The following is a 26168-nucleotide window of genomic DNA, read 5'->3' on the forward strand; positions in this document are numbered from 1 at the left end:
GTGCGCCCGCCGGCCGGGCGGACATCGAGGCCGTACGAAACCGGCCCGCGACGCGTTCTAGGCGAGTCGCGGACTGACGGCCGAGACGGCCTGCATGGCGCTCTCCAGGGCAGTCAGGAAGGACTCGTCGGTCTCTGTTGTCTGCGGCAGCGACAGGGTGACGAAGCCGCTCTTGCCGATGTAGATGCCGCGTTCCAGCAACTCGTGGAACAGGAGCTCCACCGGCCGCCGGTCCGTGCCGGCCAGGTCCGAGGCGCGGTCGACGGACACGTCGGTGGGGTGGATCCCCATGAGGGACCCCCAGCCGGTGGCCTGGAATCCGTGGCACCGCAGCAGGGTGTCGGCACGCTTCCGCAGCTCTTCGCCACGCTCGAACAGCCCGTCGAGGGCCGCCCGCGTCAGTACGGTGCCCAGCATGGCCGAACTGGCCGCCATGGAGAACCGGTTGTTGTTGAAGGTGCCCGAGTGGTCGTAGGACCGCTCCCCGCCCCGCGCGATCTGAAGCATCAGCTTCTCCGCACCACCGACCACGCCGAATCCGAACCCGCCGCCGATGTACTTGCCCAGAGTCGTCAGGTCGGGGCGGACACCGAGCAGCGACTGGGCCCCGCCGTACGACATGCGGGAGGTCTGAACCTCGTCGAAGACGAGCACGGACCCGTTCTCGTCACAGAGCGCCCTGAGCCCCTTCAGGAAATCCGGAGCTGCCTGGATGCGCCCCCCGGAACCCAGCATCGGCTCCACCAGCACGCACCCGATCTGCTCGGGCCACTGACGGAATGCCTCGCGCACGGACTCGAGGTCGTTGTAGTCGCAGATGACGGAGTCGAAGGGAACGTTCAGGGACGGGCGCCCACGGCTGAAGCTGAGGAAGCCACCGTGGTATCCGCCGTCGAACACCAGGAGCTTGTTCCGCCCGGTCGACTTCAGGGCGAGTGAGATCGCCGCCAGATTGGCCTCGGTGCCCGAGCTGGTGAACCGGACGAGGTCCATCGATTCGAAGCGCTCGCACAGGAGCCGCGCGACTTCGGCCTCTTCCGCTGCGACCGCCCCGAACGACCAGCCGTTCTCCAGGACCGATGCGACAGCTTCTCGTACCGCTTCGGGATTGTGCCCTGCGAGGCCGACGCTGTAATCGCCCAGGTAGTCGAGGTACACCTGGCCGTCGATATCCGTGAGATGACAGCCGGCCGCGGAGGCGACGGTGAAAGGGAAAGGATCGAAGTCCAACACGGACCGCGTTGTGCCCGAAGGGAGGAACATTCTGGCGTGTGCATGCTGCTTCTCGCTGAGCGGACGCTTCACGGCGTACCGCTGGTAGGAGCTTTCCAGCGCATTATTGATCATGGCACTCTTCATCATCGTCTCGGGTCCACGAGAACCCGACAAGCCTGTTTTTGACATGTGAATTGCGGTAGACGCGCTACACGAGCTGTGGAATGGCGGCAGCGCCATGTGGATGGTGGAGCAGCTGCTTTACGCCCTCGATGCCGGTGTCGATCTTCTCGAGGTAGGGCAGGTACATCGTGTAGTCCGAGGATTCCGCCCCGATGTCCTGCAAACCGGCCAGTACCTCGCGGAAGTATGCTTCCGTGTGCGGCATCTCCAAGCCGATCGAATCGGCCAGCCAGCGGATCGTGTAAAAAGCGGGAACGTCCTCCAGGAGAACCCGTGAATCCCGCAGCTCTTCAATGCTTCCGCTGGAGAGCGATCGGTAGATCCCGCGGCACGACTGCATCATCGCGTAGAAGGAGTCCTGCGGTGGGAGACCGTACTGCCGTTGGATGATCTCGGGGAACTCCTGCGCTTCGGCTCCGAGCTCGCGCGCCAACAGGACACGCTCCTTGTCGAGCCGATCGAGCCTTTCGGCGAGTGCAGGTGAGATGCCATCGATGTAGTGCGTGTACCTGATGCCCTTGCGCGTCTTCTCCAGGTTTTCCCGGGCAAGGGCAACCCCCACATGGATGATGTAACCCAGCGGATTGAAGAGCAGATCGATCCCGCCGCAGACATGCATGTCCGGCCAGGACGGTCTGCCGATCTGGTCGCCGAGCGGGAACATGCGGCGCAGTGCGGCCAGCGCAGCTTCCGGAGCAAGGGAGTAGATCGCCACGTTCACGGAGATCTTGCGCTTGAACTGGACGCGCGATCCGATCACGCGCGTTCCGTAGAACGAGTCTTCGACAAGGATGACCGAAGTGTCCCGCAGATGGGGGGAATCTCTGATCCACTTCGCCAGGACAGGCTGTCCACCCTGGCCTCCGCGCACAAAGACGATCACCTTTCCCGAAAGGTCAACCGAATGCTCAAGGTGATCCAGAAGTTTCAGTCGGAGGTGCGGTATGTCGGGCACCGTCACGACGATGATGCCGGCGCAATTCAGCTTCCGGAGGCCTTCCGGGCTCCAGATCGAACCGAATTGACTCCTGGACAGTGAACAGGTTTCCGTCGAACCGGTCACGAGGTTTTCCATGACCAGCCTGGTCCAGTTCCTGCTGCGCTCCTCCATCGCGGTTGAATTCTCGATGGAGAGGAGATGGGTACTGAGTCCGTGGCGGGACTTCGTCAGTTCCAGGTCTGCCAGCAGGGTGAGGCCGACGTGTCCTGCGCCAATGATGACGATGTCAGACATCGAGCGAGTCACCTTCTTTAGCTGCTGAGCTGGACCATGCTGTTGCCGTGCCGTGCCGCGATGGCATCCGGCAGGACGTAGGACCGAAGGAGCAGCCGCTCGCACTTGCCCGGCTGGATCGTGTCCCGGCCGTGTACACAGTGGTCATTGGGAATCAGCACCGACTCACCCTTGAGGATCGAGATGCCGTACTGCCGGCCGACCTCGAGGGCGGCGCGGCTCAGCTCGGTCAGGGCCTTCGACGCCCGCTCCCGCTCGGAGCCGTCGAGGCCGGCGGCCGGGGTGTACGTGCCGAAGTTGAGGCGGATCACCGGAGGCTTCCCCTCTTCTTCCACGAGCAGCTCCATACGCCGCACCCGCTCGTGTCCCCAGGACAGTGCCGATCCCGAACGGGCCTCGAAGTGCCGGAGTCGCAAGGCGTCCTTGGTGTCCTCGGACAGGACCGCGAGCACGTCGCGCGCCGGCGCCAGGAGCGTCTTCGGGACCTCCCCGGCAGCCACGTGCGGTACGAGCACCAGCGTGCGCGGGCGGCAGTTGTCGCTCGCCCAGGCGAGGTCGTTGTGCATGCTCAGCAGGTCGGTGCCGGAGCTCTTCTCCGACGAAAGCGTGGTCGGCCGGATGTCGGTGATGTACGAGTGGTTGTACTCGGCGTACGCGACGCAGGTCCCGATCGCTTCTCCGAGCAACAGGCAGAGGATCTTGCTCTTCTCGACGTCGTCGAACTGCGGCAGGTTCCGCACGTGCACGGGGTCCCCACCTGAAGCGGTGAACGCTGCGTCCACGAAGGGGAGTTCACCGCGCACGTCGAGCTGCTGGCGTGCGTAGGAGAGATAGCGGAACTCGGTTTGGCCCGGGCAGTTCGCCAAGACCGTCTCGACGAGGTCGGTGAGACGGCTCTGATCCTCAAGCGTCAGGTCGAGGCTTGGCATGGTGCGCATGAAATGTCCTTTGTGCTGTGCCCATGGCGGATTGGTACGTCCATGGAGGTTCCGTTCGGCCTCGAAATCGGCCGTCATCGGAACGTCGGTGAAGGAGCGATGGCCGCCCGGTGGGGTCGCGGCCAGGGGGCGGCGCCCCGGCGGTGTTGGTCACGCCGGGGCGGGGACGGCAGTGATGGATGGTGGGCCTGGACGAGGTCAGGCGAACGCGACGAAGACCTGACGCTCGCCGCTGTAGGGCCGCCGGCCGTGCATCGCCGCGCGGTTGTCGACGAGAAGCACGTCACCGGCCTCCCACTGCACCGGCACCTCGCACTCGTTCAGCGTGCGCTGCACCAGTTCCATGTACTCGCTGGGGATCTCGCTACCGTCCCCGAACGTGGCGCCGTATCCGATCCAGGTCTCCCAGCGCTCCATGTCCGTCACATCGGGAACGGTGCTGGGGTCCTTGCGCCAGATGTGGGTCTGGTTGAACCAGGCCTGGCGCTTGTCCGCGCCGACTTCGAACGTGCCGGGTGTCCGATTGGTGGTCAGAAGGCCGAGCGGAGTCCACTTGGCGGACGTGTAGCTGGCCCGGCAATGCTCCATGACCTCGTCCTTCGAGTCTGTCTCGAAGGTCTCCGCCCAGGACTTGATTCCACTGGGATCGCCCACCGCGTTCGGCAGGTGCTGGATGTAGGTGACCCCGCGGTCCCTGAAGGCCTCCCGGACCTCGGGCGGAAGCTCCGCGTACACGCGGCGGCCGTCCACGATCGTGGTCGCCCCGCCTTCCTCGGCCACCACGCTGCATCCGAAGATGAGCGTCCCAGGGTGCCAAGGGGCGTAAGACAGCTCGTTGTGCGCCCTTACGGCACGGGTCTTGTCGGGCCCGGAAGCGTTGTAGACCAGGCCTCTTTCCGCGTGGCGAGGGGCATCGCCGCCCTTGTAGGCCGCGAGCTCACCGAGCAGGCTGCCGGCGGCATCCTCGAACTCGTCGATCGACAGCACGCCGAATCCGCGGAAGAGCACGGCTCCGGTTTCTTGGAGAAGGCGCCCTGCCAGCTCTCGCTGCTCGGGTTCGAGATGTGCCAAGATTTTCGCCGGGTTCGACTCTTGTTGAGTCAATTGAACAAGCGAAGGGAACCCGGATGTGAATGAAACTGTTCCCGCGGTAATGCTTTCCATGCCAAAGACCGTATTTCATAAATTCGGGGCGCGATCGTGACCGCGGCCGTTGTGTGCCGTATCCCGGCAAGGCGGTCGACTGCGGCCTGGCAAGTGCTTCGACCCACCAGCGGTGGATGCTCGGGCCGGCTGTATGTGCAGGAGCCACGCCATGGGGCGGCGAACCGTCCCTGTGCTCCGGCATCTTCGCCGGAGTCGGGTAACCCTCGAAGCCCATCCCCGCAGGGGGGCAATGGAGGGGTTTCCTTCATCTTTCAGTAAACCGAGTCGGCTGAATGCGGCAGCTGCGGCCGTCCCGCCTCCGTCACATTCGCCGAGCGCGCCCAGAGGTGCTCCATCCGGGTCCGCATCCCTGCGTGGTCATCCCGGTCGACCTCCTTGGGGTGTCGGTGTGTGGTCTGTTCCAGTTACGACTGCAACCTGACACGTTGAGTGATGGTGAGTCAACAACCTCTCTGACCTGCAATTTCCTGCGATCCACCTCCTTGCGTGCAACATCATCTTTGCTGGGTGATGTCCTGAGTGACCCTCAATGTGCCGAGGTGGGTCGCCACGTCGAGGCGGAGCCGACGGGGGACTCGGCGGGGGAGTCGCGATGCGACGGATGTGCCTCAACCTCATTCTGTTGTGGGCTCGTTGGCCGGTCGAGCCGGCGAGTGTCGAGTGCGCCGAGCGCGCGGAGTGCGCGGGCGATCCCTGTCGGGTGGCGTCATTCCGCCCACCGTCCTTGCGTGCGCCCGAGCTGCCGGATTCTTTACCCTGCATTGAATCGACGTCCGCATGGTGAGATATCGGCACTGTTGTGGCGGCGGAGATCTGTCGTGAATCCGGCCAAGGCCGAGCGGTTTCCCGTAATGCTCGCGTGAATCGCCTGATGGATTTGGTGACTTTATGGGGCAGGCGTAGCCCGTGAGGTGAAACCGGGGCGGGTCGGGCATTGCTGCACTTCAATGCCGACATCTCGCGGCAGGTTTGGCGGGGCGGGAGTCGGGGGCGGCGGCGATGTGGGCCGGACGGACCTCGGCTGTTCGTGGTCGCAACTCTTGTGGTTCCCGGGCCGGCTCCCGCTTGCCGTCCTGCATAGCCGCATGCAGAGTGCTCCGTGACTGAATATCCCATCGGTGGCCGACCGGCTGCCCGGCAGATGGGACGTACAGGATGTACGGAACTTAGGGGACGGAGGGGAAACAGGATGAGCGAGAGCCCTGCGGCCCGGCTGCAGAAGCTGTTCGAGGGGCACCGGCTGACGCCGACCCAGCGGCGCATCGCGCACTGCATGGTGCGCGGCGCGGCGGAGGTGCCCTTCCTGTCGAGCGTGGAGCTCGCCGAGCTGGCCGGGGTGAGCCAGCCGTCGGTGACCCGGTTCGCGGTGGCGCTGGGCTTCGACGGCTATCCCGCGCTGCGCCGGCACCTGCGCGAAGTGGCCCCCGCCGAGCGGGCCGCGGGCGGGGAAGAGGACGCGTACAACGAATACCAGCAGGCCGTGCAGGGCGAGATCGAGAACCTGCGCCGGCTCTCCGCGATGCTCGCCGACCCGGCGCCGGTGCGGGAGGCGGGGCGGCTGCTGGCCGGGTCGAGCCCGCTGCCCGTACTGGGGCTGCGCGCGGCCTCCTCGCAGGCGCGCGGGTTCGCGTACTTCGCCGCGAAGGTCCATCCGGACGTCCGGCTGCTCGACGAGGGCGGCTCGATGCTCGCCGACCGGATCGACGCGGCCGCGGGTGCCGGGGCCTCGGCCCTGCTGTGCTTCGCGCTGCCGCGCCATCCCAAGGAGGTCGCCGAGGCGCTGGAGCACGCGCGGGGGGCCGGGCTGAGGGTGGTCACGGTCGCCGATTCGGCCTTCGCGCCGGTGGCCCGCCACTCCGACCTGCTGATCCCGGCGCCCGTCGGCACCGGCCTCGCCTTCGACACGGCGTGCGCGCCGATGCTGCTGGGGCGGGTGCTGCTGGAGGCGATGGCGGACGCGCTGCCGGACGCGCAGGCGCGGCTGGAGGCGTTTGACGCGCGGGCCGCGGCGCGGGGGCTGTTCGTGGAGTAGGCCGCCGGCCGGGTGGGGCTGTGGTCGTGGGGCTGGGGTCGTGGGCCTGCGGTCGGGTGGGCCTCGCGCGGGGGCGGCCCTAGCGGTAGTTCAGTTCCGCCAGCTCCGTGGCCAGGCGCTTGTTCAGTGCCGGGATGCGGGCGAGGAGCGGGAGCAGGGTGTTGCGTACGGCGCGCAGGGCGGGGTTCCGGGTGGTGGCGATCCGGGTCATCCGGTCGGTCAGCGCGACCACGCGCAGGGCAACGGGGCGTCGGGTGGCCTCGTAGGCGTCGAGGGCGTCGTCGGTGCCGGTGCCGGTGCCGGTGCCGGTGCCGGGTCCGGTTCCGGTTCCGGTGGTGAGGGTTGTGGTGAGGGCGAGGCCCAGGGCGTGGCCGTCCTGGATGCCGGTGTTCATGCCCTGGCCGCCGGCCGGGCTGTGTACGTGCGCGGCGTCGCCGGCGAGCAGCAGGCGGCCGGCGCGGTAGTGGTCCGCGACCCGGTGGTGGACCCGGAACCGCGAGGACCAGACGACCTCGGTGACGGTGGCCTGGGCGGGGGCGCGGGCGTCCAGCAGGGCCTGGATGAAGGGCAGGCCGGGCTCGGCGGGGGCGTCGTCGACGGTGGCGACCACGCGGTAGCGGCCTCCGGGGAGCGGGGCCACCACGGTGAGACCTGCGGCGGCGAAGGTGAGGGAGACCTCGCGGGGGCCCGGGGTCCAGTTCATCGTGATGTCGGCGAGGACGAAGGACTCCTCGTAGGCGCTGCCGGTGAAACCGATCCCGGCGGCCTCGCGGACCGTGCTGTGCATCCCGTCGGCGCCGACGGCGTAGGCGGCGCGCAGGGTCTCGCCGGTGGCGGTGGTGAGGGTGACCCCGGCGGCGTCCTGGCTGACGGCGGTGACCTCGTACGGGCGGTGGACGTCGTGTCCGAGGGCGTGCAGCCGGCCGAGGAGCACGGCCTCGGTCTGGTCCTGGGGAACCATCAGGGCGTACGAGTGGGCCGTGGGCAGGCCGTCGAAGCTGACGGCGGCGAGCGGCCGGGCGCCGTCGCGGATCCGGAACCGGGTGACGGCCGTGCCCCGCCGGACCAGCTCGGCGCAGGTGGCCGGGTCGAGCTCGTCGAGGACCTCCAGGGTGCGGGCGTGGACCACGGCGGCGCGGGAGGTGTTGGCGCCCTCGGCCTGCCGGTCCAGGAGGACGAAGTCGATGCCGGCCCCGGCGAGGGTCAGGGCGAGGGTGAGGCCGGTGGGGCCGGCGCCGACGATGGCGACGTGGGTGGTGGCGGGGAGCGACATCTTTGTTCTCCTCCTGGATGCCAACGGGTGTTGGCCAACGACTGTTGACCTAAGGATGCGGTGGTGGAGGTGGCATGTCAACGGTTGTTGGCCTACGGTTGTTGGCATGACGCGAGACGGAGTGGCAGGGGTGGCGGGGGAGACCCGGGGCGGGCAGACCAAGGCGGCGATCCTGCGGGCGGCGCGGGAGCGGTTCGCTGCGCAGGGGTACGAGCGGACGACGATCCGCGGCGTCGCGGCGGACGCGGGGATCGACCCCTCGATGGTGATGCGGTACTTCGGCAGCAAGGAGCGGCTCTTCGATGCGGCCCTTGCGGTGGATCTGCGGCTGCCTGATCTGTCGGGGGTTGCGGTGGGGGAGCTGGCGCAGGTGCTGGTGCGGCACTTCGTGGAGCGGTGGGAAGGTGATCCGGCGGATGATGCGCTGCTCGTGCTGTTGCGCTCCGCGGTGACCAATGAGGCGGCGGCGGCGCGCATGCGGGAGGTTTTTGCGACCCAGGTCGCGCCGGCGCTGGCGGGGGCGCTCGGGGTGGAGCGGGGGCTGCGGGTGGCGGGCCTGGTCTCCACCCAGCTCCTGGGGCTGGCCCTGACCCGCTACCTGCTGCGGCTGCCCCCGATGACGGCGCTCTCGCCGGAGGCGGTGATCGGGGCGCTGACCCCGGTGCTGGAGGCGACGCTGTCCACCCCGTGATCCCCGGGCGGGGCCGGGGGTTCGCCTCAAACGCCGGCGGGGCTGTGTTGTGGCGGGCGTCTGTGTGTATGTGGGGCGGGCTGCGGTGGGTCGGTGCCGGGGCCGGGGTGGGGTGTCGGCCTGGACTGCATGATTTAGGCGCCCTCTGCTCTACTCCGACAGGGTGCGGGTTGCTCCAGCGCCACAAATCACGCTCTACGTCCAGGCCAACACCCCACCCCGTCCCCGTCCCCGCCCCGCCGGGCCCGTCCCCTCCGACTCCGGCCCCGCCGGGTCTGTCCCCTCCGACTCGGGCCCCGCCGGGTCTGTCCCCTCCGACTCGGGCCCCGCCGGGTCTGTCCCCTCCGACTTGGGCCCCGCCGGGTCTGTCCCCTCCGACTCGGGCCCCGCCGGGCCCGTCTCCTTCGGCCCCGCCGGGTCTGTCCCCTTCGGCTTCGGCCCCGCCGGGCCCGTCTCCTTCGGCTTCGGCCCCGCCGGGGGTTGAACTTTCAGCCGCCCGGAGCCGGATCCTTCCAGCCGTCTGGGCCATTCCAGCTCCGCCGGGGTTTGTCTTTTCAGCCGTCCGGCGTTTGAGGACCGGGGTCTGGGGCGGAGCCCCAGGGGTCCGGGCGCAGCCCGGGACCCCGCTTTCAGCCCGTCCGGCGTTTGAGGACCGGGTCCGGGCAGCGCCCGGGGGTATCCCCCAGCCCGTCCGGCGTTTGAGGACCGGGGTTCGGGCAGCGCCCGGGGGTATCCCCCAGCCCGTCCGGCGTTTGAGGACCGGGTCGGGCAGCGCCCGGGGGCATCCCCCAGCCTCGTCGGCGTTTGAGGCGCGGGTCCGGGCAGCGCCCGGGGAACGGTGGAAGGGCGGGTAGGGGACTTCGCCCCGCAGGGCCGCGCCACCCGCACTCGCCCACTGGCCCCGCGCAGCGGGTTCGCGGGGCTCGGCCCCGGGGCTGGCCGGAGGGCCGGGCTGCCGAGCCGGGCCCCGGGTCGGGCCCCCGGGTGGGGCCCCCGGGTCGGGCCCGGGTGGGGCTGCCGGGTCGGGCTCCCGGGTCGGGCCCGGGTGGGGCTCCCGGGGCAGGCTCCCGGGGCGGGCCTCGGGTGGGCTCCAGGGGGCTAGGGCCCGGGGGTCAGAGGAGGGCGTTCGGGGTGGCTGCGCCTGCCTCCGGGGGGATGGTGGAGACGGGCTGGGCCGCGCGGGCCAGGGTGAAGTGGACCTTGGCCGAGGGGGTCACCGTGAAGCCGTGTACCGGTGGGCGGGGCAGGCTGTTGTAGCCGTAGTGCGCGGTGAAGGCGTACGCCCCGGTGTCGGGCACGCAGACCAGGTCCCCCGGGGCCAGCAGCGGCAGCTCCCGCGCGGCGGCAAGGAGGTCACCCGCGAAGCACGCCGGCCCGGCGATGTCCTGGGCGACGAGGGGCCCCGTCAGCGGAGCCCCCTTCGCGGAGTAGGGGAGGATGCGCAGCGGCCAGGCCGCCGGGGCGTACACCGTGCGGGTGGCCAGCTGGACCCCCGCGTGCGTGAGCGCGATCGCCCGCCCGCCGGTGGTCTTCGTGTATTCGACGCGTGACAGCACCAGCCCGTGTTTGGCCGTCAGGGACCGCCCGAACTCCGTGACCAGCCCGTACGCCCCCGAGAAGAGCCCGGGGACGGCCGAGCGCAGCGCGCTCACGTACTCCGCGTAGGTGGGGGTGGCCGCGTCCGAGGTGAAGTTCACCGGGAGCCCGCCGCCGATGTCCAGGGTGTCGACCTGCCGCCGCCCGGCCGCCGCGTTGATCTCCTCGGCCAGGAGGTGGAGCTCCCGTACTCCTTCGGCGATCAGTGGGAGCGGGACCCCCTGGGAGCCCGAGTGGGTGTGCAGCCGGGTGAGCCAGGGCCGGTCCAGGTAGGCCCGTACGAGCCACTCGCGCGCGCCCGGATCACGCAGGGCGATGCCGAACTTCGAGGTGGCCGTGGCGGTGGAGAGGGCGTCGATGGTGCCGGCGCCGGTTTGGGGGTTGATGCGTAGGCCGATCGGGGAAGTGGTGGCCGTCGTCGCGAGGAGCGCGTCGAGGCGTTCCAGCTCCTGGCGGTTGTCGGCGTTCAGCGCGACGCCCAGGGCGAGGGCTTCGCGCAGCTCGGCGGCCGTCTTCGCGGGGGAGTCGAGGACGATGCGTTCCGGCGCGATCCCGGCCGCGCGGGCCAGGGCCAGCTCGCCGGGGCTGGCCACCTCGCAGCCGAGCCCGGCGTCGGCGAGCAGCCGCAGCACCGGGACGAGCGGGGCCGCTTTGACGGCGAAGGCGTGCAGGACGGGGGTGCCGGGGGCGAGGGCCCGGGCGAAGGCGCCGGTCAGGGCGGCGGCGGAGGCGCGGATGCCGGCCGTGTCGAGGAGGCAGAGGAGGGGCGTGTCCTCGTCGAGCAGGCCTTGCTCCACTGCGGCTCGTACGGCCAGGTCCCGTCGCCGGGCGGCGTCCTCGGCGGTGGGCTCGGAGGTGACCCCGGAGCCGTCCTCGGCGGAGCCTCCGGCGGCGTGCGCGTGTGCGTCGACTGCCATGTCCGTCATCCCATCATCCGGCGCGTCCGCCCGCAGCTGTTGACTGAATCTATTCAGGGAGTGAAGATGTGAATAGATTGACCAACAACGGAGGAGGCACCGCCATGTCAGGACCCCGCCCCGTACGTGCCGCGCGAGGTACCGAGCTGAGCACCCTGGGATGGCAGCAGGAGGCCGCGCTGCGGATGCTCCAGAACAACCTCGACCCCGAGGTCGCCGAGCACCCCGACAAGCTCGTCGTCTACGGCGGCACCGGCAAGGCCGCCCGCGACTGGCGCTCGTACGACGCGATGGTCCGCACCCTCCAGACCCTCAAGCAGGACGAGACGATGCTCGTCCAGTCCGGCCGCCCGGTCGGCGTGATGCAGACCCACGAGTGGGCGCCGCGCGTGCTGCTCGCGAACTCCAACCTGGTCGGCGACTGGGCCAACTGGGAGGAGTTCCGCCGCCTGGAGAACCTGGGCCTGACCATGTACGGCCAGATGACGGCCGGTTCGTGGATCTACATCGGCACCCAGGGCATCCTCCAGGGGACGTACGAGACCTTCGCCGCCGTCGCCGCCAAGAAGTTCAACGGGACGCTGGCCGGCACCATTACCCTCACCGCCGGTCTCGGCGGCATGGGCGGCGCCCAGCCGCTCGCCGTGACGATGAACGACGGCGTCGCCATCTGTATCGACGTGGACCCGCGCGCCATCGACCGTCGCATCGAGCACCGCTACCTCGATGTCAAGGCCGACAATCTGCGCCACGCCCTCCAGCTCGCCGTCGAGGCCCGTGACGCCCGCAAGCCGCTCTCCATCGGCCTGCTCGGCAACGCCGCCGACCTGCTCCCGCAGATGCTCGCCGAGGGCGCGCCGATCGACATCGTGACGGACCAGACCTCCGCCCACGACCCGCTCGCCTACCTGCCGGTCGGCGTCGACTTCGACGACATGGCCGACTACGCGGCCAAGGACCCGGCGGGCTTCACCACCCGCGCCCGCGAGTCCATGGCCACGCACGTCGAGGCCATGGTCGGCTTCATGGACGCGGGCGCCGAGGTCTTCGACTACGGCAACTCCATCCGCGGCGAGGCCCAGCTGGCCGGCTACGACCGCGCCTTCGCCTTCCCCGGCTTCGTCCCCGCCTACATCCGGCCCCTCTTCTGCGAGGGCAAGGGCCCCTTCCGCTGGGCGGCCCTGTCCGGCGAGGCCTCGGACATCCACAAGACCGACAAGGCGATGCTGGAGCTCTTCCCCGAGAACGAGTCCCTGCACCGCTGGATCAAGATGGCCGGCGAGCGCGTCCACTTCCAGGGACTGCCCGCCCGCATCTGCTGGCTCGGCTACGGCGAGCGCGACAAGGCCGGCGAGCGCTTCAACGAGATGGTCGCCGACGGCACCCTCGCCGCCCCCCTCGTCATCGGCCGCGACCACCTGGACTGCGGCTCGGTGGCCTCCCCGTACCGCGAGACCGAGGCCATGCTCGACGGCTCCGACGCGATCGCCGACTGGCCGCTGCTCAACGCCATGGTCAACGTGGCCTCCGGCGCCTCCTGGGTCTCCATCCACCACGGCGGCGGCGTCGGCATGGGCCGCTCCATCCACGCGGGCCAGGTCACGGTCGCCGACGGCACCAAGCTCGCGGGCGAGAAGATCCGCCGCGTGCTCACCAACGACCCGGGCATGGGCGTCATCCGCCACGTCGACGCCGGCTACGACATCGCCGAGACGGTCGCCGACGAGCGGGGCGTCCGCATCCCGATGCGCGAGGGCGACGACGCGTGAGCGAGGACGCCACGGCCGGAGCCTCGTTCCACGCCATGTGGGCCGAGCTCCGGCCCATCGGCCGGGACGCGGGCAGCGGCGGCTACCGCCGCTACGCGTGGACCGGCGCCGACGCCGACTGCCGGACCTGGTTCCGGGCGCAGGCCGAGGCGCGCGGGCTCGCGTACGAGACCGACCGCAACGGCAACCAGTGGGCCTGGCTCGGCACTGAGACATACAAAGACGTCCTGCCCGGTGACGCCGTCGTCACCGGCTCCCACCTGGACTCCGTCCCCGACGGCGGGGCCTTCGACGGCCCCCTCGGGGTGGTGTCCTCCTTCGCGGCCCTGGACGAACTCCGCAGGAGGGGAGCGGAGTTCTCCAGGCCCCTGGCCATCACCAACTTCGGCGACGAGGAAGGGGCCCGCTTCGGCCTCGCCTGCGTCGGCTCCCGGCTGGCCGCCGGGCAGCTGACCAAGGAGAAGGCGTACGAGCTCCGCGACGCGGACGGCATCAGCCTCCCGCAGGCGATGGAGGCGGCCGGATACGACCCGGCCGGCATCGGCGCCGACCCCGAACGCCTCGCCCGCATCGGTGCCTTCGTCGAACTGCACGTGGAACAGGGCCGGGCCCTGGACCTGTCCGGGGACCGGGTCGGCGTCGCCTCCGCGATCTGGCCGCACGGCCGCTGGCGCTTCGACTTCCGGGGCGAGGCCAACCACGCCGGCACCACCCGGCTGGCCGACCGCCGCGACCCGATGCTGACGTACGCGCAGACCGTGCTCGCGGCCCGCGCCGAGGCGGCCCTGGCCGGGGCCGTGGCCACCTTCGGGAAGATCTCCGTCGAGCCGAACGGGGTCAACGCCATCCCCTCCCTCGTCCGCGGCTGGCTCGACTCCCGCGCCGCCGACCAGGCCACCCTCGACACGGTCGTGACCGCGATCGAGAAGGCGGCCCGCGAGCGCGCGGACCAGGAGGGCATCGACCTGGATGTGGTCCGGGAGTCCTTCACCCCCGTCGTCGAGTTCGAGCACGCCCTGCGCGAGGAGATGAACCGGATCCTCGGCGGAGCCGTCCCCGTGCTCGGCACGGGCGCGGGACACGACGCCGGAATCCTCTCGGCGGCCGTCCCGACCGCCATGCTGTTCGTACGCAATCCCACCGGGGTCTCCCACTCCCCGCGGGAGTTCGCCGCCGAGGACGACTGCGTGGCGGGCGTCCTCGCCCTCGCCGACGTACTGGAAGGCCTCGCATGCAGGTGAAGGGGCACGTGCTGAAGACGTACTGGCTGGAGCACGCCTGGCTCGGCACCCATGTCGAGCCGGGCGTAGCCCTGGACGTATCCGACGACGGGCGGATCTCCGCCCTGCGGACCGGGGCCGAGACCCCGCCCCCGGGGGCCGAGGTCCTGCGCGGCCTGACCGTCCCGGGCCTGGCCAACGCGCACAGCCACGCCTTCCACCGGGCCCTGCGCTCGACCGTGCAGGTCGGCAGCGGCACCTTCTGGACCTGGCGCGACTTCATGTACAAGGTCGCCCAGAACCTCACCCCCGACAGCTACTTCGCGCTCGCGCGGGCCGTCTACGCCGAGATGGCGCTGGCCGGCATCACGTCGGTGGGCGAGTTCCACTACGTCCACCACGCCCCGGGCGGAGCCCCGTACGCCGACCCCAACGCCATGGGCGAGGCCCTGATCGCGGCCGCCGCCGAGGCCGGCATCCGCATCACGCTCCTCGACACGGCGTACCTGTCGGCGGGGTTCGGGAAGGCCCCCGAACCCCACCAGCTGCGCTTCTCCGACTCCACCGCGGACGCCTGGGCCGAGCGGGTCTCGGCCCTCAAGCCCCGCGAACACGCCCTGATCGGCGCCGCGATCCACTCGGTTCGCGCGGTCCCGGCGGGGCAGCTCGCCACCGTCGCCGCCTGGGCGTCCGAACGCCGGGCCCCGCTCCACGTCCACCTCTCGGAGCAGACCGCCGAGAACGACGCCTGCCTGGCGGCCCACGGCTGCACCCCGACGCAGCTGCTCGCCGACCACGGGGTGCTCGGCCCGCGCACCACCGGCGTGCACAACACGCACCTCACCGACGGGGACATCGCCCTCCTGGGCTCCACGACCACCGGCACCTGCATGTGTCCCACCACCGAACGCGACCTCGCCGACGGCATCGGGCCGGCCGTACGCCTCCAGCGCGCGGGCAGTCCGCTCTCGCTGGGCAGCGACAGCCATGCGGTGATCGACCTGCTCGAAGAGGCGCGGGCGATGGAACTCAACGAGCGCCTGAGCAGCCGTACGCGGGGCCACTGGACGGCGAACGCCCTGCTCACGGCCGCTACGGCGGATGGCCACGCGGCCCTCGGCTGGTCCGATTCCGGCCGCCTGGAGGCGGGGGCGCTGGCGGACTTCACCACGATCGCGCTGGACTCCGTCCGTACGGCGGGACCGCTGCCCCGCCTCGGAGCGGAGACGGCGGTCTTCGCGGCCTCCGCCGCCGATGTCCGCCACACGGTCGTGGCCGGCCGCCACATCGTCCGCGACGGCGCCCACACTCTGGTCGAGGACGTCCCGTCGGCCTTGGCATCGACCATCGCAGCCCTCCGCTCCTGACCCCCCTGCCTGCGGCGCTTCCCCCACCCCGCCCCTTCCCGAACTGGGGCTCCGCCCCAGACCCCGCGCCTCAAACGCCGGCGAGGCCGCATTCAGCCCGCGCGGCGTTTGAGCGCACCGGGCGCGGAGCGTCCGAACGGGGGCCGGGCGCAGCCCGTGCCCCCAGCGGGGGCCGGGGCCGCAGGCCCCAGTTTCGGGAAGGGGCGGGGTGGGGGAACAACAACTCGACGACCCCGAGGAATCATGACCACCACAGCCATCACCAACATCGGCAGCCTCGTCACCAACGACCCCGCCCTGGGCGACGGCACCCCCCTCGGCCTCATCGAGAACGCCGCAGTCGTCATCGAGGACGACAAGATCGCCTGGGTCGGCCCCGCCGACAAGGCCCCCGCCGCGGACACGGCGTACGACGCCGAGGGCCGCACCGCGATCCCCGGCTTCGTCGACTCCCACTCCCACCTCGTCTTCGCGGGCGACCGCACCGCCGAGTTCAACGCCCGCATGTCCGGCCACAGCTACTCCGCCGGAGGCATCCGCACCACGGTCGCCGCCACCCGCGCCGCCTCCGACGCCGCGCTCGAAGCGAACCTGGTGCGCCACCTCCACGAGGCCCGCCGCCAGGGCACCACCACCTTCGAGACCAAGTCGGGCTACGGCCTCACGGTCCAGGACGAGGCACGAGCGCTCCGCATCGCCTCCGCGCACACCGAGGAGGTCACCTACCTCGGCGCGCACATCGTCTCCCCGGACTACGCCGACGATCCGGCCGGCTACGTGGACCTCGTCACCGGCGAGATGCTGACCGCCTGCGCCCCGTACGCCCGCTGGGTGGACGTGTTCTGCGAGAAGGGCGCCTTCGACGGGGAGCAGGCCCGGGCGATCCTCACGGCCGGCGCCGCCGCCGGGCTGATCCCGCGCGTCCACGCCAACCAGCTCTCCCACGGACCCGGCGTACAGCTCGCGGTCGAGCTGGAGGCCGCCTCCGCCGACCACTGCACCCACCTCACCGACGCCGACGTGGACGCCCTCGCCCAGGCGGCCGGGACGACCGTCGCCACGCTGCTGCCCGGCGCCGAGTTCTCCACCCGCGCGCAGTGGCCCGATGCCCGCCGGCTCCTCGATGCGGGCGTGACCGTGGCGCTGTCGACCGACTGCAACCCGGGCTCCTCCTACACGAGTTCGATGCCGTTCTGCATCGCGCTGGCCGTCCGCGACATGGGGATGACCCCGGACGAGGCCCTGTGGTCCGCCACCGCCGGCGGCGCCCGCGCCCTGCGCCGCGCCGACATCGGCACCCTCACCCCCGGCGCCCGCGCGGACCTCGCCCTGCTCGACGCCCCCAGCCACGTCCACCTCGCCTACCGGCCGGGCGTTCCGCTGGTCTCGGCCGTCTGGCAGAAGGGCCGCAAGACGGCCTGAAACAGCCGTAATCCGGACGCCGCAGACCGCCCCCGGGGGCGGTCTGCGGCGTATGGACGGGCTGTTGATACGGCGCCGTCCTTTGTCTTCCCTCCGTAAGGCCCCGGGGCTACCTTGAGCCACCAATCTGATGTGCCGTCAGTAACTTGTGGCCCAAGGTTCGAGGGGAAGACGAAGGTGTCCGACCGGAAACGTTCCACCGCGCTCGCGCTGGCCTCCGCGCTGGCGGGGGCGGCGGTACTGCTGGCCGCCCCCGCAGCCCATGCGGCCGTTGTCGACGTCCAGTACGACTGCAAGACCCCCATCGGCCCCAAATCGGCGGTCTCGCCGATCGAGATCAAGGGGGTCAAGGAGGGCAACGGCTACAAGCTGACGATGTCCTTCCAGAAGGGCGTCTCCTCCAGCCCCATCGAGCTCGGCAAGGGTGCGATGACGCCCAGTGCCGTGATCATGCTGGACGGCGCGGAGAAGGTGTCGGTACCGGTCTCCGGTCCGCCCAACTCCGAGGCCGTTCCGGCCAATACGCCCATCAAGATCAGCGACCTGTCGGGCACGTACACGCCCAAGAAGTCCGGCAAGGTGACGCTCACCGCGGGCGTGCTCACGATCAAGGCGATGGGTACGACCACCACCTGCACGGCGGGCAACAGCCCCAAGCCGTCACTCGAACTCGACGTGACGGCCGCCGGCGGCAGCGCCACCGGTTCGACCGGCTCCACCGGGGACAGCCTCCCGCAGACCGGCCCCGAGGACTCCGCCATAGCCCTCGGAACCCTCGGCGCCACCGTGATCCTCTCCGGCGCCGCAGGCGTGCTCTGGCTGACCCGGCGCGGCCAGCGGGCCGGGTCCTGAACGGAGCGCACCCGGTCATGCCCGTGCTCCCCTCGCCCCGAAGGCCCGGCGGGTTCCTCCTCGCCGCCGTCGCCGCCGTGGTCACCGCCGTGCTCTCCTGCGCGATGGCGGCCCCGGCCGCCGCCGACGGGCCCGGCTGGACCGCCGAGCCCGCCGCCGGGACTGCGCCGGCGGCGGCGAAGGCCGGGGCCCGCCCGTACTTCTACCTCTCGGGTCCCTCCGGCACGGTGCTGGAGGACCGCCTCGCCCTGGTCAACACCAGCGACCGGGAGCACACCGTCACCCTGCGGGGAGCCGACGCCTACAACACGGCGGCCGGCGCCTTCGCGGTGCGCTCGGCCAAAGAGTCCATCGGCGCGGGCCTCTGGATCAGCTTCGGCGCGGGCACCACGGTCAAGGTCCCGGCGCGCACCCGCGCCGTGGTCCCCTTCACCGTCACCGTGCCGCCCGGCTCCCCGCCCGGCGACCACCCGGCCGCCGTCGTCGCCACCGAGTCCGGCCGCGAGGTGGGCGTACGGGTCCACTTGCGCGTCGGCGGCCCGGCGCTGGCGGCGCTCACGGTCGAGGACGTCTCCGTACGGGGCAAGGGCGCGACCGCGCGCGTCGCGTACGCCCTGGTCAACCGCGGCAACGTGGCCCTCGCCCCCGAGCTGGTCATCAGCGCCGAGGGAACCCTCGGCAAGGTCGCGGGCCGCAGCGCCCGCACCCTGCCGGTCGAGGTGCTGCCCGGCCAGCGCGTGGAGCTGACCGAACCCTGGCCGGGCGCGCCCGTGTTCGACCGGGTCGCCCTGACCCTCACCGTGACGGCCCCCGGCGGCGCCCGCGCCACGGGGAGCACCTCGGCCTGGTTCGTGCCCTGGGGGATCGCGGGCGCGACCGGCCTCGGGCTGCTGGGCCTCGGGGCCGTCGCGGCGGCCGCCCTGCTCCTCGAACGCAAGCGGCGGATCTGGTCCGGCAGGTCTGGACCGGGGTCCGCGCCCGCGCCGCACGGGAGCGCCGTACCCGAAGAAGCCCCAGCGCCGGAACACGAGTTGACGGGAGCACCCAGGTGAGTGCCAAGGCCGGTGTGAGACACGGCGGCAAGGTCAGGGCCCTGGCCGCGGCGGGACGCGCGGGGCTGGCGGCGGGGCTGCTGGCGTGCGCGCTGGCGCTGTTCGCGGCGGCCCCGGCCACCGCGGACGACGGGGCCAAACCCGCCGTGGCCCTCTCGCTCAAGGAGGCCGCCAAGGGCACGGAGATAGCCGTGACCGGAACGGGCTGGCCGGCCAAGACCATGGTGATGCTGCTGGTCTGCGGGCAGAACATGATCGGCGGCACCAACAGCTGCGCCAACGCCGACGGGGTGGCCGTCTCGGTCGCCGACGACGGGCACTTCTCCGCCCAGCTCCCGGTGGTGGCCCCGCCCAAGCCCTGCCCCTGCGTGGTCAACGTGACCTCCGTCAACGGGGACCAGTCCACCGTCGCGGCCCCGCTGAAGATCACCGACCACCCGGTGGCCGACCTGCCCGCCGAGGGCGGCACGGCCCGGCTCGCCCTGCTCACCGGGGTCCAGCTCAAGGGGGAGGACGGGGTGCTGACCTGGTTCGGGGCCCCGCCCGGCCGGAAGTTCACGGTCACCGTGGGCAATCTCGGCTCCGCGGCCGTCAAGGACCCGGTCTTCCAGCTCGGCACCGCCCACGGGGTGTTCGCGCCGACCTGGGAAGAGGTCCGCTGGAAGGGCACCATCCCGCCCGGCGGCAAGGCGGAGGTCTCCCTCGACGCCACCCTGACCGCCGGCGCCCACGGCGACTACACCCTCTCCCTCAAGTACGGGGAGACGGTGCTGGCCACGCAGCCCTGGGGCGTGGCCCGCCCGTACGGGGTGCTGCTGTTCTGGGGCCTGCTCCTCCTGGTGGTCCCGGCCGCGATCTTCCGGATCGGCATGGCCGTCGTCGACAGGGTCCGCCCGCGCGAGTCCGGCCGCCACCGCGGCCACCGCCCGCAGCCCGACCCGGCGGCGGCGGTGACCGCCCGGCTGCCCAAGATCCCGGCGCTGCGGGGGCCCGCGCGGGGCTCCGTACGAGGAGGACCGCCGGCCCGCTCGGGCCCGGCGGCCGAACCCCCACAGACCACCACGGCGGTACTGCCGTGGTTCACCCCGGACAGCGCGCCGGGGACAGCAGCACCACCCGACGCACCACAGGCAGCACAGACGTCCGCACCGTCTGAGAACAGTCCGACGACGAAAGGAAAACTGTGAACACCCAACGGAGGATGAGCGCGGCCGCGGTCGCGCTGCTTCTCGGCGGCGCGGGCATGGTGATGGTGGCCGCTGCCCCGGCCGGCGCGGCCGAGATCTCGTTCCCGACCGTGTGTGATCCACCGATCGGTAGCAACATCGAGGGGACGACCACGGCCGAGGTCACCGTGACGCCCGCCGAGGCCAAGGTCGGCGATGAGGTGGAGGTGGTCTGGAAGACCACCAAGGCGGCCTCGGACAACCCGGGCTACACGGATCTGGCGGCGAACTCCGTGACCCCGTCCGGGGTGATCAAGCTGGGCGGGGACGCCACCGGCGAGCTGGCGGTGCAGGGCAAGGCGGAGAACCCGGCGATCCCCAAGAACTCGCCGATGGTGGTCACTCCCATGAAGGCGAAGCTCAAGCTGACGAAGGCCGGCACGGTCACCCTGACCCCGGCCTCGTACAAGATCAACGTGATGAGCACGGACACCGTGTGCACGGCCAAGGAGGGGACGACCGTCCCGGTCGGGGCCACGATCAAGGTGACCGGCTCGGGCGGCCCGGGCCCGTCGCCCAGCACCACGCCCCCCACCAGCCCGCCGCCCACCAGCAAGCCCCCCACCACCCCGCCGCCCACCACGGCTCCGCCCACGAGCCAGCCGCCCGCCAGCCCCTCGCCCTCCGCGTCCGGCGGGGGTCAGACCGACTTCCCGGGCCAGACCGTGGACGTCACCTTCGACTGCGGGTCCTTTATCCAGGGAGGCCCGCTCAAGGGCAAGGTGACGATCAACGCGAAGAAGAACGGCGGCACCTACGACCTGACCGCCACCACCGCCAAGGGCGTGATGAACAGCCCCATGGACCTTCCGGCGGGAGCCCTCCAGCCCTCGATGGACATCAAGCTCGGCGGAGCCGACAGCGGGATCGTCAAGGTCAGCGGCCCGGGCAACCCCGAGCCGATCAAGGGGGGCGCACCGGTCAGCCTCAGTGACATGAAGGGCACCTACAAGCCCGGAAAGACCGGCAAGACCACGCTGACCCCGGACAAGCTGACGATCAACGTGGTCATGGCCCCGGGCGCCGCCCCGATCGTGGTGCCCTGCGCCGCGACGGCCAGCTCGGTGTCGCTCACGCTGGACACCGCCGCCCAGCCCGGCGGCTCCGGCACCTCCGGCACCTCGGGCAGCGCCGCCACCTCCGGCGGCCTCGCCCAGACCGGAGCCTCGGACGACGGCGGCATCAAGGCCCTGGCCCTGGTCGCCGGCACGGTCATGCTGCTCGGCGCGGCTGTCTTCACCTTCACCCCGTGGCGCCGCCTGCGCGGCCAGCGGTAAGCCCCACCCGGAACGAAGGAACGGCCCGGCACACCTTTCGGTGTGCCGGGCCGTTCGCCCTGTCGGGGGGTGCGTCAGTGCACGCCGCCCATGAGGGGCTGGACCTTCTTGCGGTACATGTAGATCGCGATACCGGCGAGCACCGCCAGCGCGCCCTGGCTGGCGAACCAGCCCTGGGTGTCCGTCGGGGCACCGATCAGCTGGAGCAGAGCGATCGTGGAGTCGCCCGCGGTGACCGCGAGGAAGAAGACGCCCATCATCTGCGAGGCGTACTTCTGCGGCGCCAGCTTGGTGGTCAGCGACAGGCCGACGGGGGAGAGGGTGAGCTCACCGACGGTCTGGATGAAGTACACGCCGACCAGCCACATCGGGCTGACCTTCGTGTCACCGGTGGCCAGGCCCTGGGCCATCATCATGACGCCGAAGGAGACGCCGATCATGACCAGCGCGAAGGAGAACTTCGCGAGGGTGGTGGGCTCCTTGGAGCGACGGGCCAGCGCCACCCACAGCATCGCGAAGAGGGGCGCGAGCGCCATCACGAACAGCGGGTTCAGGGACTGGAACCAGCTCTCCGGGAAGTTGAAGCCGAACAGCGTGCTGTCCGTGCTGTCCTTCGCGAACAGCGCCAGCGTGGAGCCGGTCTGGTCGTAGATCGCCCAGAAGATCGCGGCGGCGGCGAAGAACCAGACGTACGCCGACATGCGCGAGCGCTCGACCGTGGAGAGGTCCTTGTCGCGCTTGATGCGCAGGATCGCCCAGGCGGGGAGGACCAGACCGGCGATGGTCAGCGGCCACAGCGCGTAGTTGATCGTGAAGATGCCGGCCAGGCCGATGACCGCGTAGGCGGCGACGGCGACGCCGAGCCAGATCAGGCCCTTCTTGAGGACGGAGGACTTCTCGGCGGCGCTCAGCGGGCTCGGAACCTGGTTCGAGACCGGGTTCAGGTGGCGGAAGCCGAAGAAGTAGAAGGCGAGGCCCAGGGCCATGCCGACACCGGCCATGGCGAAGCCGAGGTGCCAGTTGACCTCCTGGCCGACGTAGCCGATGGTCAGCGGCGCGACGAAGGCACCGAGGTTGATGCCCATGTAGAAGATCGTGAAGCCGCCGTCACGGCGGGGGTCGTTCTTGTCGGTGTACAGCTGGCCGACCATCGTGGAGATGTTGGCCTTGAGGACACCGGAACCGGCGGCGATGAGCGCCAGGCCGATGAAGAACGAGATGGACGAGGGCACCGCCAGCAGGAAGTGACCCGTCATGATCACGACACCGGCAACGGCCACGGCCTTGCGGGCACCCCACACGCGGTCACCGAGCCAGCCGCCCGGGAGGGCGAGGAGGTAGACCATCGCGTTGTAGACGGAGTAGATCGCGACCGCGGTCGCGTCGTTCATCCCGAGACCACCGTCGGCGACGTTGGTGGCCAGGAAGAGCACGAGCAGCGCGCGCATGCCGTAGAAGCTGTAGCGCTCCCACATCTCCGTCATGAAGAGGAAGGCGAGGCCGCTGGGGTGGCCGAGGAAGGTCTTCTCGGTGGCGTTACCGGCCGAGTCCTTCGTCAGGCTGGAAGCCATGGTCGATCCTTGCTTGCTCGGGACGCTTCGCTTCGTGAGCGGAACTGCGCCCGGGACGAGTGGCCGGTACCGGCGGCGGACCTCCCACCCCACGCCCGGGGGTCTCGCCCCGGCGGGGGCGAAGGAACATCCGTAACCGGGATCCACGCCCGCTCGCGCACCATCGCGCGGCGGGCCCGGCCCATAGGTCATTCACTGTCATCGAGGCCGGACGGGTGAGTCCTATCCAGACTTCCCGTCCGATCAGGACAGAAATAGAGACTTTCGGCTGTGTTTGGCTCGAAAGTCTCTTGGAGGTAGTGCATCAGGCGTCTCGACACCATACGACACGACAGCGGCGGATATGAAAGTACTTGAGATATGGATCACAGGTTGTGGCGGAACCAACTGGGTACATTCGAAGGCCGTTAGCCGTTCATAAGCCCAGATAGACAGGGGTCTGCACGTGGGCCTCTTCTTTCCGCCGCCGCGGACTACCATCACCCACATGACGCGTGTACTGCTCGCCGAGGACGACGCATCCATCTCGGAACCCCTGGCCCGCGCCCTGCGCCGGGAGGGGTACGAGGTCGAGGTCCGGGAGGACGGCCCCACCGCCCTGGACGCGGGACTGCAGGGCGGCATCGATCTCGTCGTCCTGGACCTGGGCCTGCCGGGCATGGACGGTCTTGAGGTCGCCCGAAGGCTGCGCGCCGAGGGCCACGGCTTCCCGATCCTGGTCCTGACCGCCCGCGCCGACGAGGTCGACACGGTCGTGGGCCTGGACGCCGGCGCCGACGACTACGTGACCAAGCCCTTCCGTCTCGCCGAGCTGCTCGCCCGCGTCCGGGCCCTGCTGCGGCGCGGCGCCAACGAGGCCTCCCAGGCGCCCGCCACCCACGGGGTGCGCATCGACGTCGAATCGCACCGCGCCTGGATGGGCGAGGAGGAGCTCCAGCTCACGGCGAAGGAGTTCGACCTGCTGCGCGTCCTCGTCCGCGACGCCGGCCGGGTCGTCACCCGCGACCAGCTGATGCGCGAGGTCTGGGACACCACTTGGTGGTCCTCCACCAAGACCCTCGACATGCACATCTCCTGGCTGCGCAAGAAGCTCGGCGACGACGCGGCCAACCCCCGCTACATCGCCACCGTCCGTGGAGTCGGCTTCCGCTTCGAGAAGAGCTGAAACCACCCCGGACCGCATATCTAGGGCATTGTCTGAGCCATGCGCCGCCGCCTGATCAACTCCACGCTCGCCGTCGTGCTCGTGGTCATCGCCGTCTTCGGGGTCTCCCTCGTCATCGTCGAGACCCGCACCATCACCAGCAGCGCCCAGGACCGCATCGAGTCCGAGGCGCTGCGGCTGGTGGGCATCGTCGAGAGCGACGTCCTGGAGAAGAAGCAGGTCGACCCCGGCACCCTCGCCGAACAGCTCGACCCCGGCCGGTACGCCCGGATCACGATCCCCGGCCGGGAGCCCGTCGAGATCGGCACGCGCATCACCGACAGCGTCATCCGGGGCACCGCCCGCGGGGAGCAGGGCGAGACCGTGGTCGTCGAGGAGTCCCGCTCCACCGTCACCCGCGAGGTCGGCCGCACCCTGGCCGTGGTCGGCGCGGTCGCCCTGCTCGCCGTCGTGGCGGCCGTCCTGCTCGCCGTACGCCAGGCCAACCGGCTGGCCTCCCCGCTGACCGACCTCGCCGAGACGGCCGAGCGCCTGGGATCCGGCGACCCGCGGCCCCGCCACAAGCGGTACGGGGTCCCCGAGCTGGACCGGGTCGCGGACGTACTGGACTCCAGCGCCGAGCGGATCGGCCGCATGCTCACCGCCGAGCGGCGCCTGGCCGCGGACGCCTCGCACCAGCTGCGCACCCCGCTGACGGCCCTGTCGATGCGGCTGGAGGAGATCACCGTCACCGACGACCTGGAGACCGTACGGGAGGAGGCGACGATCGCCCTCACCCAGGTGGAACGGCTCACGGACGTGGTCCAGCGGCTCCTGACGAACTCCAGGGACCCGCGCACGGGCTCCGCCGTCCCCTTCGACCTCGACGAGGTCGTCAAACAGCAGCTGGAGGAGTGGCGCCCCGCCTACCGCAGCGCAGGCAGGGCCGTCGTCCGCTCCGGGAAGACCGGCATCCGCGCCGTGGGCACCCCGGGCGCCGTCTCGCAGGTCCTGGCGACCCTCGTGGAGAACTCCCTCATGCACGGCGGCGGCACCGTGGCCCTGCGGACCCGCGTGATCGGCAACCAGGCCGTACTGGAGGTCACGGACGAGGGGCCGGGCGTCCCGCCCGACCTCGGCAACCGGATCTTCGAGCGGGCCATCAGCGGCCGCAACTCCACCGGCATCGGCCTCGCCGTGGCCCGGGACCTCGCGGAGGCCGACGGCGGCCGCCTGGAGCTCCTCCAGACCCGGCCGCCGGTGTTCGCCCTCTTCCTCAGCCGGACCGCGCCGACGCCCTCCGAACCGGAGCAGACGGTCCGCTGAGGGCGGTCGCGACGCCGGGGGTACGGGCCGGGGCCTCAGTTCGCGGCGGTCTCCGGGGTCCGCGCCGGCGCCTGCACGTCCGCCGGGGCATGGCCGTCACGCTGCTCGACGACCAGGGAGGCCGCGGCCGGCGTGGGCAGGGCCTTGAAGACCCAGGTCCGATAGGACCAGAAGCGGAACACGGTGGCGATGCCGATGCCGGTGAACTTGAAGAAGTTCGAGGCGAGCGGCCCGTCCCAGTGGAAGCCGTACGTGGCCGTGAACAGGATGCCGTTCTCGATCACGAGCCCGATCGCGCTGAAGGCGACGAACAGCCCGAGCTCACGGGTGCGGCCCGCTCCGGTCCGGTCGGCCCGGTCCCGGTAGGCGAAGTAGCGGAAGCCCAGGTAGTTCGTGACGATGGCCACCAGGGTGGCTATCACGCTCGCGCGCACCACCTGGAGGTCGGTGACCTGCCTGATCAGGTTGAAGACGCCCAGGTTGACCAGGACTCCCAGCCCGCCGACGGCCCCGAACCTGGCGATCTCGCGCGCGAGCCCGCGCACGCGGTCGAGGACGGATCCGCTCTCCGGCTTGCTCATATGAGGCTCAGTCCTGTCTTCGGGGCCCCCGTATGAGGCGTCACACGTTTTACTGCGCGCGCCCATGCTAAGTGTCGCCCCATCGGTACGTCTGCGCCTTCGGACACCGTGCGAC

20 protein-coding genes are annotated in these 26168 nt (G+C 70.9%); 12 read left to right on the top strand and 8 right to left on the bottom strand.

Features of this window, described 5'->3' with window-relative positions:
- Positions 1-57 precede the first annotated feature (57 nt).
- The 4 genes from OHA37_RS23470 to OHA37_RS23485 all read right to left on the bottom strand — a co-directional run bounded on the left by OHA37_RS23470 (position 58) and on the right by OHA37_RS23485 (position 4734).
- Entirely contained in the window at positions 58-1230 is a 1173-nt protein-coding gene (locus OHA37_RS23470) for an aspartate aminotransferase family protein (protein WP_328694065.1), read from the bottom strand.
- A gap of 193 nt (positions 1231-1423) precedes the next feature.
- Entirely contained in the window at positions 1424-2632 is a 1209-nt protein-coding gene (locus tag OHA37_RS23475) for an NAD/NADP octopine/nopaline dehydrogenase family protein (RefSeq protein ID WP_266908188.1), read from the bottom strand.
- A gap of 17 nt (positions 2633-2649) precedes the next feature.
- Positions 2650-3570, bottom strand: a complete 921-nt coding sequence (locus tag OHA37_RS23480; RefSeq protein WP_266908190.1) for a TauD/TfdA family dioxygenase — start codon at positions 3568-3570, stop codon at positions 2650-2652.
- A gap of 198 nt (positions 3571-3768) precedes the next feature.
- Positions 3769-4734: a TauD/TfdA family dioxygenase gene (locus tag OHA37_RS23485; protein WP_266908192.1), complete on the bottom strand. Its 966-nt coding sequence runs from the start codon at positions 4732-4734 to the stop codon at positions 3769-3771.
- A 1192-nt stretch (positions 4735-5926) separates the two neighbouring features.
- Here OHA37_RS23485 and OHA37_RS23490 point away from each other — a divergent pair.
- Positions 5927-6769, top strand: a complete 843-nt coding sequence (locus tag OHA37_RS23490) for a MurR/RpiR family transcriptional regulator (protein ID WP_266908194.1) — start codon at positions 5927-5929, stop codon at positions 6767-6769.
- Positions 6770-6848: 79 nt separating this feature from the next.
- On the opposite strand, the gene OHA37_RS23495 is transcribed toward OHA37_RS23490, so the two are convergent.
- Entirely contained in the window at positions 6849-8042 is a 1194-nt protein-coding gene (locus OHA37_RS23495) for an FAD-dependent oxidoreductase (protein WP_266908196.1), read from the bottom strand.
- Positions 8043-8148: 106 nt separating this feature from the next.
- Here OHA37_RS23495 and OHA37_RS23500 point away from each other — a divergent pair, with 106 nt between their 5' ends.
- A complete protein-coding gene (locus tag OHA37_RS23500) occupies positions 8149-8733 on the top strand; it encodes a TetR/AcrR family transcriptional regulator (RefSeq protein ID WP_266908198.1) in 585 nt (194 codons plus the stop codon).
- A 1112-nt stretch (positions 8734-9845) separates the two neighbouring features.
- On the opposite strand, the gene OHA37_RS23505 is transcribed toward OHA37_RS23500, so the two are convergent.
- Positions 9846-11246 (bottom strand): diaminopimelate decarboxylase, encoded by a 1401-nt coding sequence (locus OHA37_RS23505; RefSeq protein WP_266908200.1) that lies wholly within the window; start codon positions 11244-11246, stop codon positions 9846-9848.
- 104 nt (positions 11247-11350) lie between these two features.
- Here OHA37_RS23505 and hutU point away from each other — a divergent pair, with 104 nt between their 5' ends.
- The 8 genes from hutU to OHA37_RS23545 all read left to right on the top strand — a co-directional run bounded on the left by hutU (position 11351) and on the right by OHA37_RS23545 (position 21431).
- Positions 11351-13015, top strand: a complete 1665-nt coding sequence (hutU, locus tag OHA37_RS23510; RefSeq protein ID WP_266908202.1) for a urocanate hydratase — start codon at positions 11351-11353, stop codon at positions 13013-13015.
- Between the two features lie 35 nt (positions 13016-13050).
- The gene (locus tag OHA37_RS23515; RefSeq protein ID WP_266913032.1) at positions 13051-14256 is read left to right on the top strand and encodes an allantoate amidohydrolase; all 1206 of its coding nucleotides are present in this window, start codon (positions 13051-13053) and stop codon (positions 14254-14256) included.
- Complete coding sequence (locus tag OHA37_RS23520; protein ID WP_266908204.1) at positions 14247-15602, top strand: formimidoylglutamate deiminase; 1356 nt, start codon at positions 14247-14249, stop codon at positions 15600-15602. The genes OHA37_RS23515 and OHA37_RS23520 overlap by 10 nt, the downstream gene beginning before the upstream one ends.
- 243 nt (positions 15603-15845) lie before the next feature.
- A complete protein-coding gene (gene hutI / locus OHA37_RS23525; RefSeq protein ID WP_266908206.1) occupies positions 15846-17024 on the top strand; it encodes an imidazolonepropionase in 1179 nt (392 codons plus the stop codon).
- A gap of 177 nt (positions 17025-17201) precedes the next feature.
- Entirely contained in the window at positions 17202-17876 is a 675-nt protein-coding gene (locus tag OHA37_RS23530; protein ID WP_266908208.1) for an LPXTG cell wall anchor domain-containing protein, read from the top strand.
- Positions 17877-17893: 17 nt separating this feature from the next.
- A complete protein-coding gene (locus tag OHA37_RS23535) occupies positions 17894-18928 on the top strand; it encodes a COG1470 family protein (RefSeq protein ID WP_266908210.1) in 1035 nt (344 codons plus the stop codon).
- 77 nt (positions 18929-19005) lie between these two features.
- The gene (locus OHA37_RS23540; protein WP_443046319.1) at positions 19006-20115 is read left to right on the top strand and encodes a hypothetical protein; all 1110 of its coding nucleotides are present in this window, start codon (positions 19006-19008) and stop codon (positions 20113-20115) included.
- A gap of 14 nt (positions 20116-20129) precedes the next feature.
- Positions 20130-21431, top strand: coding sequence for a hypothetical protein (locus OHA37_RS23545; RefSeq protein ID WP_266908214.1), 1302 nt, complete (start codon positions 20130-20132; stop codon positions 21429-21431).
- A gap of 74 nt (positions 21432-21505) precedes the next feature.
- Here OHA37_RS23545 and OHA37_RS23550 read toward each other — a convergent pair whose 3' ends face one another.
- The gene (locus OHA37_RS23550; protein ID WP_266908216.1) at positions 21506-23002 is read right to left on the bottom strand and encodes a peptide MFS transporter; all 1497 of its coding nucleotides are present in this window, start codon (positions 23000-23002) and stop codon (positions 21506-21508) included.
- A gap of 487 nt (positions 23003-23489) precedes the next feature.
- Between OHA37_RS23550 and OHA37_RS23555 the strand changes: the two genes are divergently transcribed.
- Both OHA37_RS23555 and OHA37_RS23560 read left to right on the top strand, forming a co-directional pair.
- The gene (locus OHA37_RS23555; protein WP_250736849.1) at positions 23490-24167 is read left to right on the top strand and encodes a response regulator transcription factor; all 678 of its coding nucleotides are present in this window, start codon (positions 23490-23492) and stop codon (positions 24165-24167) included.
- Positions 24168-24206: 39 nt separating this feature from the next.
- Positions 24207-25472, top strand: coding sequence for an ATP-binding protein (locus OHA37_RS23560; RefSeq protein ID WP_266908219.1), 1266 nt, complete (start codon positions 24207-24209; stop codon positions 25470-25472).
- A 35-nt stretch (positions 25473-25507) separates the two neighbouring features.
- Here the strand turns inward: OHA37_RS23560 and OHA37_RS23565 are convergent, their stop codons facing one another.
- The gene (locus OHA37_RS23565) at positions 25508-26053 is read right to left on the bottom strand and encodes a GtrA family protein (protein WP_266908222.1); all 546 of its coding nucleotides are present in this window, start codon (positions 26051-26053) and stop codon (positions 25508-25510) included.
- Between the last annotated feature and the right edge of the window lie 115 nt (positions 26054-26168).

It is taken from the genome of Streptomyces sp. NBC_00335 (assembly GCF_036127095.1).
In the GTDB taxonomy this organism is placed as follows: Bacteria; Actinomycetota; Actinomycetes; order Streptomycetales; family Streptomycetaceae; genus Streptomyces.

Excerpts from the sequence above, each read along its gene's own strand:
- OHA37_RS23505 (WP_266908200.1), bottom strand. The coding sequence starts at position 11,246 with ATGGCAGTCGACGCACACGCGCACGCCGCCGGAGGCTCCGCCGAGGAC.
- OHA37_RS23555 (WP_250736849.1), top strand. The coding sequence starts at position 23,490 with ATGACGCGTGTACTGCTCGCCGAGGACGACGCATCCATCTCGGAACCC.
- OHA37_RS23515 (WP_266913032.1), top strand. The coding sequence starts at position 13,051 with ATGTGGGCCGAGCTCCGGCCCATCGGCCGGGACGCGGGCAGCGGCGGC.
- OHA37_RS23480 (WP_266908190.1), bottom strand. The coding sequence starts at position 3,570 with ATGCGCACCATGCCAAGCCTCGACCTGACGCTTGAGGATCAGAGCCGT.
- OHA37_RS23535 (WP_266908210.1), top strand. The coding sequence starts at position 17,894 with ATGCCCGTGCTCCCCTCGCCCCGAAGGCCCGGCGGGTTCCTCCTCGCC.
- OHA37_RS23545 (WP_266908214.1), top strand. The coding sequence starts at position 20,130 with ATGAGCGCGGCCGCGGTCGCGCTGCTTCTCGGCGGCGCGGGCATGGTG.
- OHA37_RS23495 (WP_266908196.1), bottom strand. The coding sequence starts at position 8,042 with ATGTCGCTCCCCGCCACCACCCACGTCGCCATCGTCGGCGCCGGCCCC.
- OHA37_RS23520 (WP_266908204.1), top strand. The coding sequence starts at position 14,247 with ATGCAGGTGAAGGGGCACGTGCTGAAGACGTACTGGCTGGAGCACGCC.
- OHA37_RS23475 (WP_266908188.1), bottom strand. The coding sequence starts at position 2,632 with ATGTCTGACATCGTCATCATTGGCGCAGGACACGTCGGCCTCACCCTG.
- OHA37_RS23500 (WP_266908198.1), top strand. The coding sequence starts at position 8,149 with ATGACGCGAGACGGAGTGGCAGGGGTGGCGGGGGAGACCCGGGGCGGG.
- hutI (WP_266908206.1), top strand. The coding sequence starts at position 15,846 with ATGACCACCACAGCCATCACCAACATCGGCAGCCTCGTCACCAACGAC.
- hutU (WP_266908202.1), top strand. The coding sequence starts at position 11,351 with ATGTCAGGACCCCGCCCCGTACGTGCCGCGCGAGGTACCGAGCTGAGC.
- OHA37_RS23485 (WP_266908192.1), bottom strand. The coding sequence starts at position 4,734 with ATGGAAAGCATTACCGCGGGAACAGTTTCATTCACATCCGGGTTCCCT.
- OHA37_RS23565 (WP_266908222.1), bottom strand. The coding sequence starts at position 26,053 with ATGAGCAAGCCGGAGAGCGGATCCGTCCTCGACCGCGTGCGCGGGCTC.
- OHA37_RS23490 (WP_266908194.1), top strand. The coding sequence starts at position 5,927 with ATGAGCGAGAGCCCTGCGGCCCGGCTGCAGAAGCTGTTCGAGGGGCAC.
- OHA37_RS23550 (WP_266908216.1), bottom strand. The coding sequence starts at position 23,002 with ATGGCTTCCAGCCTGACGAAGGACTCGGCCGGTAACGCCACCGAGAAG.
- OHA37_RS23560 (WP_266908219.1), top strand. The coding sequence starts at position 24,207 with ATGCGCCGCCGCCTGATCAACTCCACGCTCGCCGTCGTGCTCGTGGTC.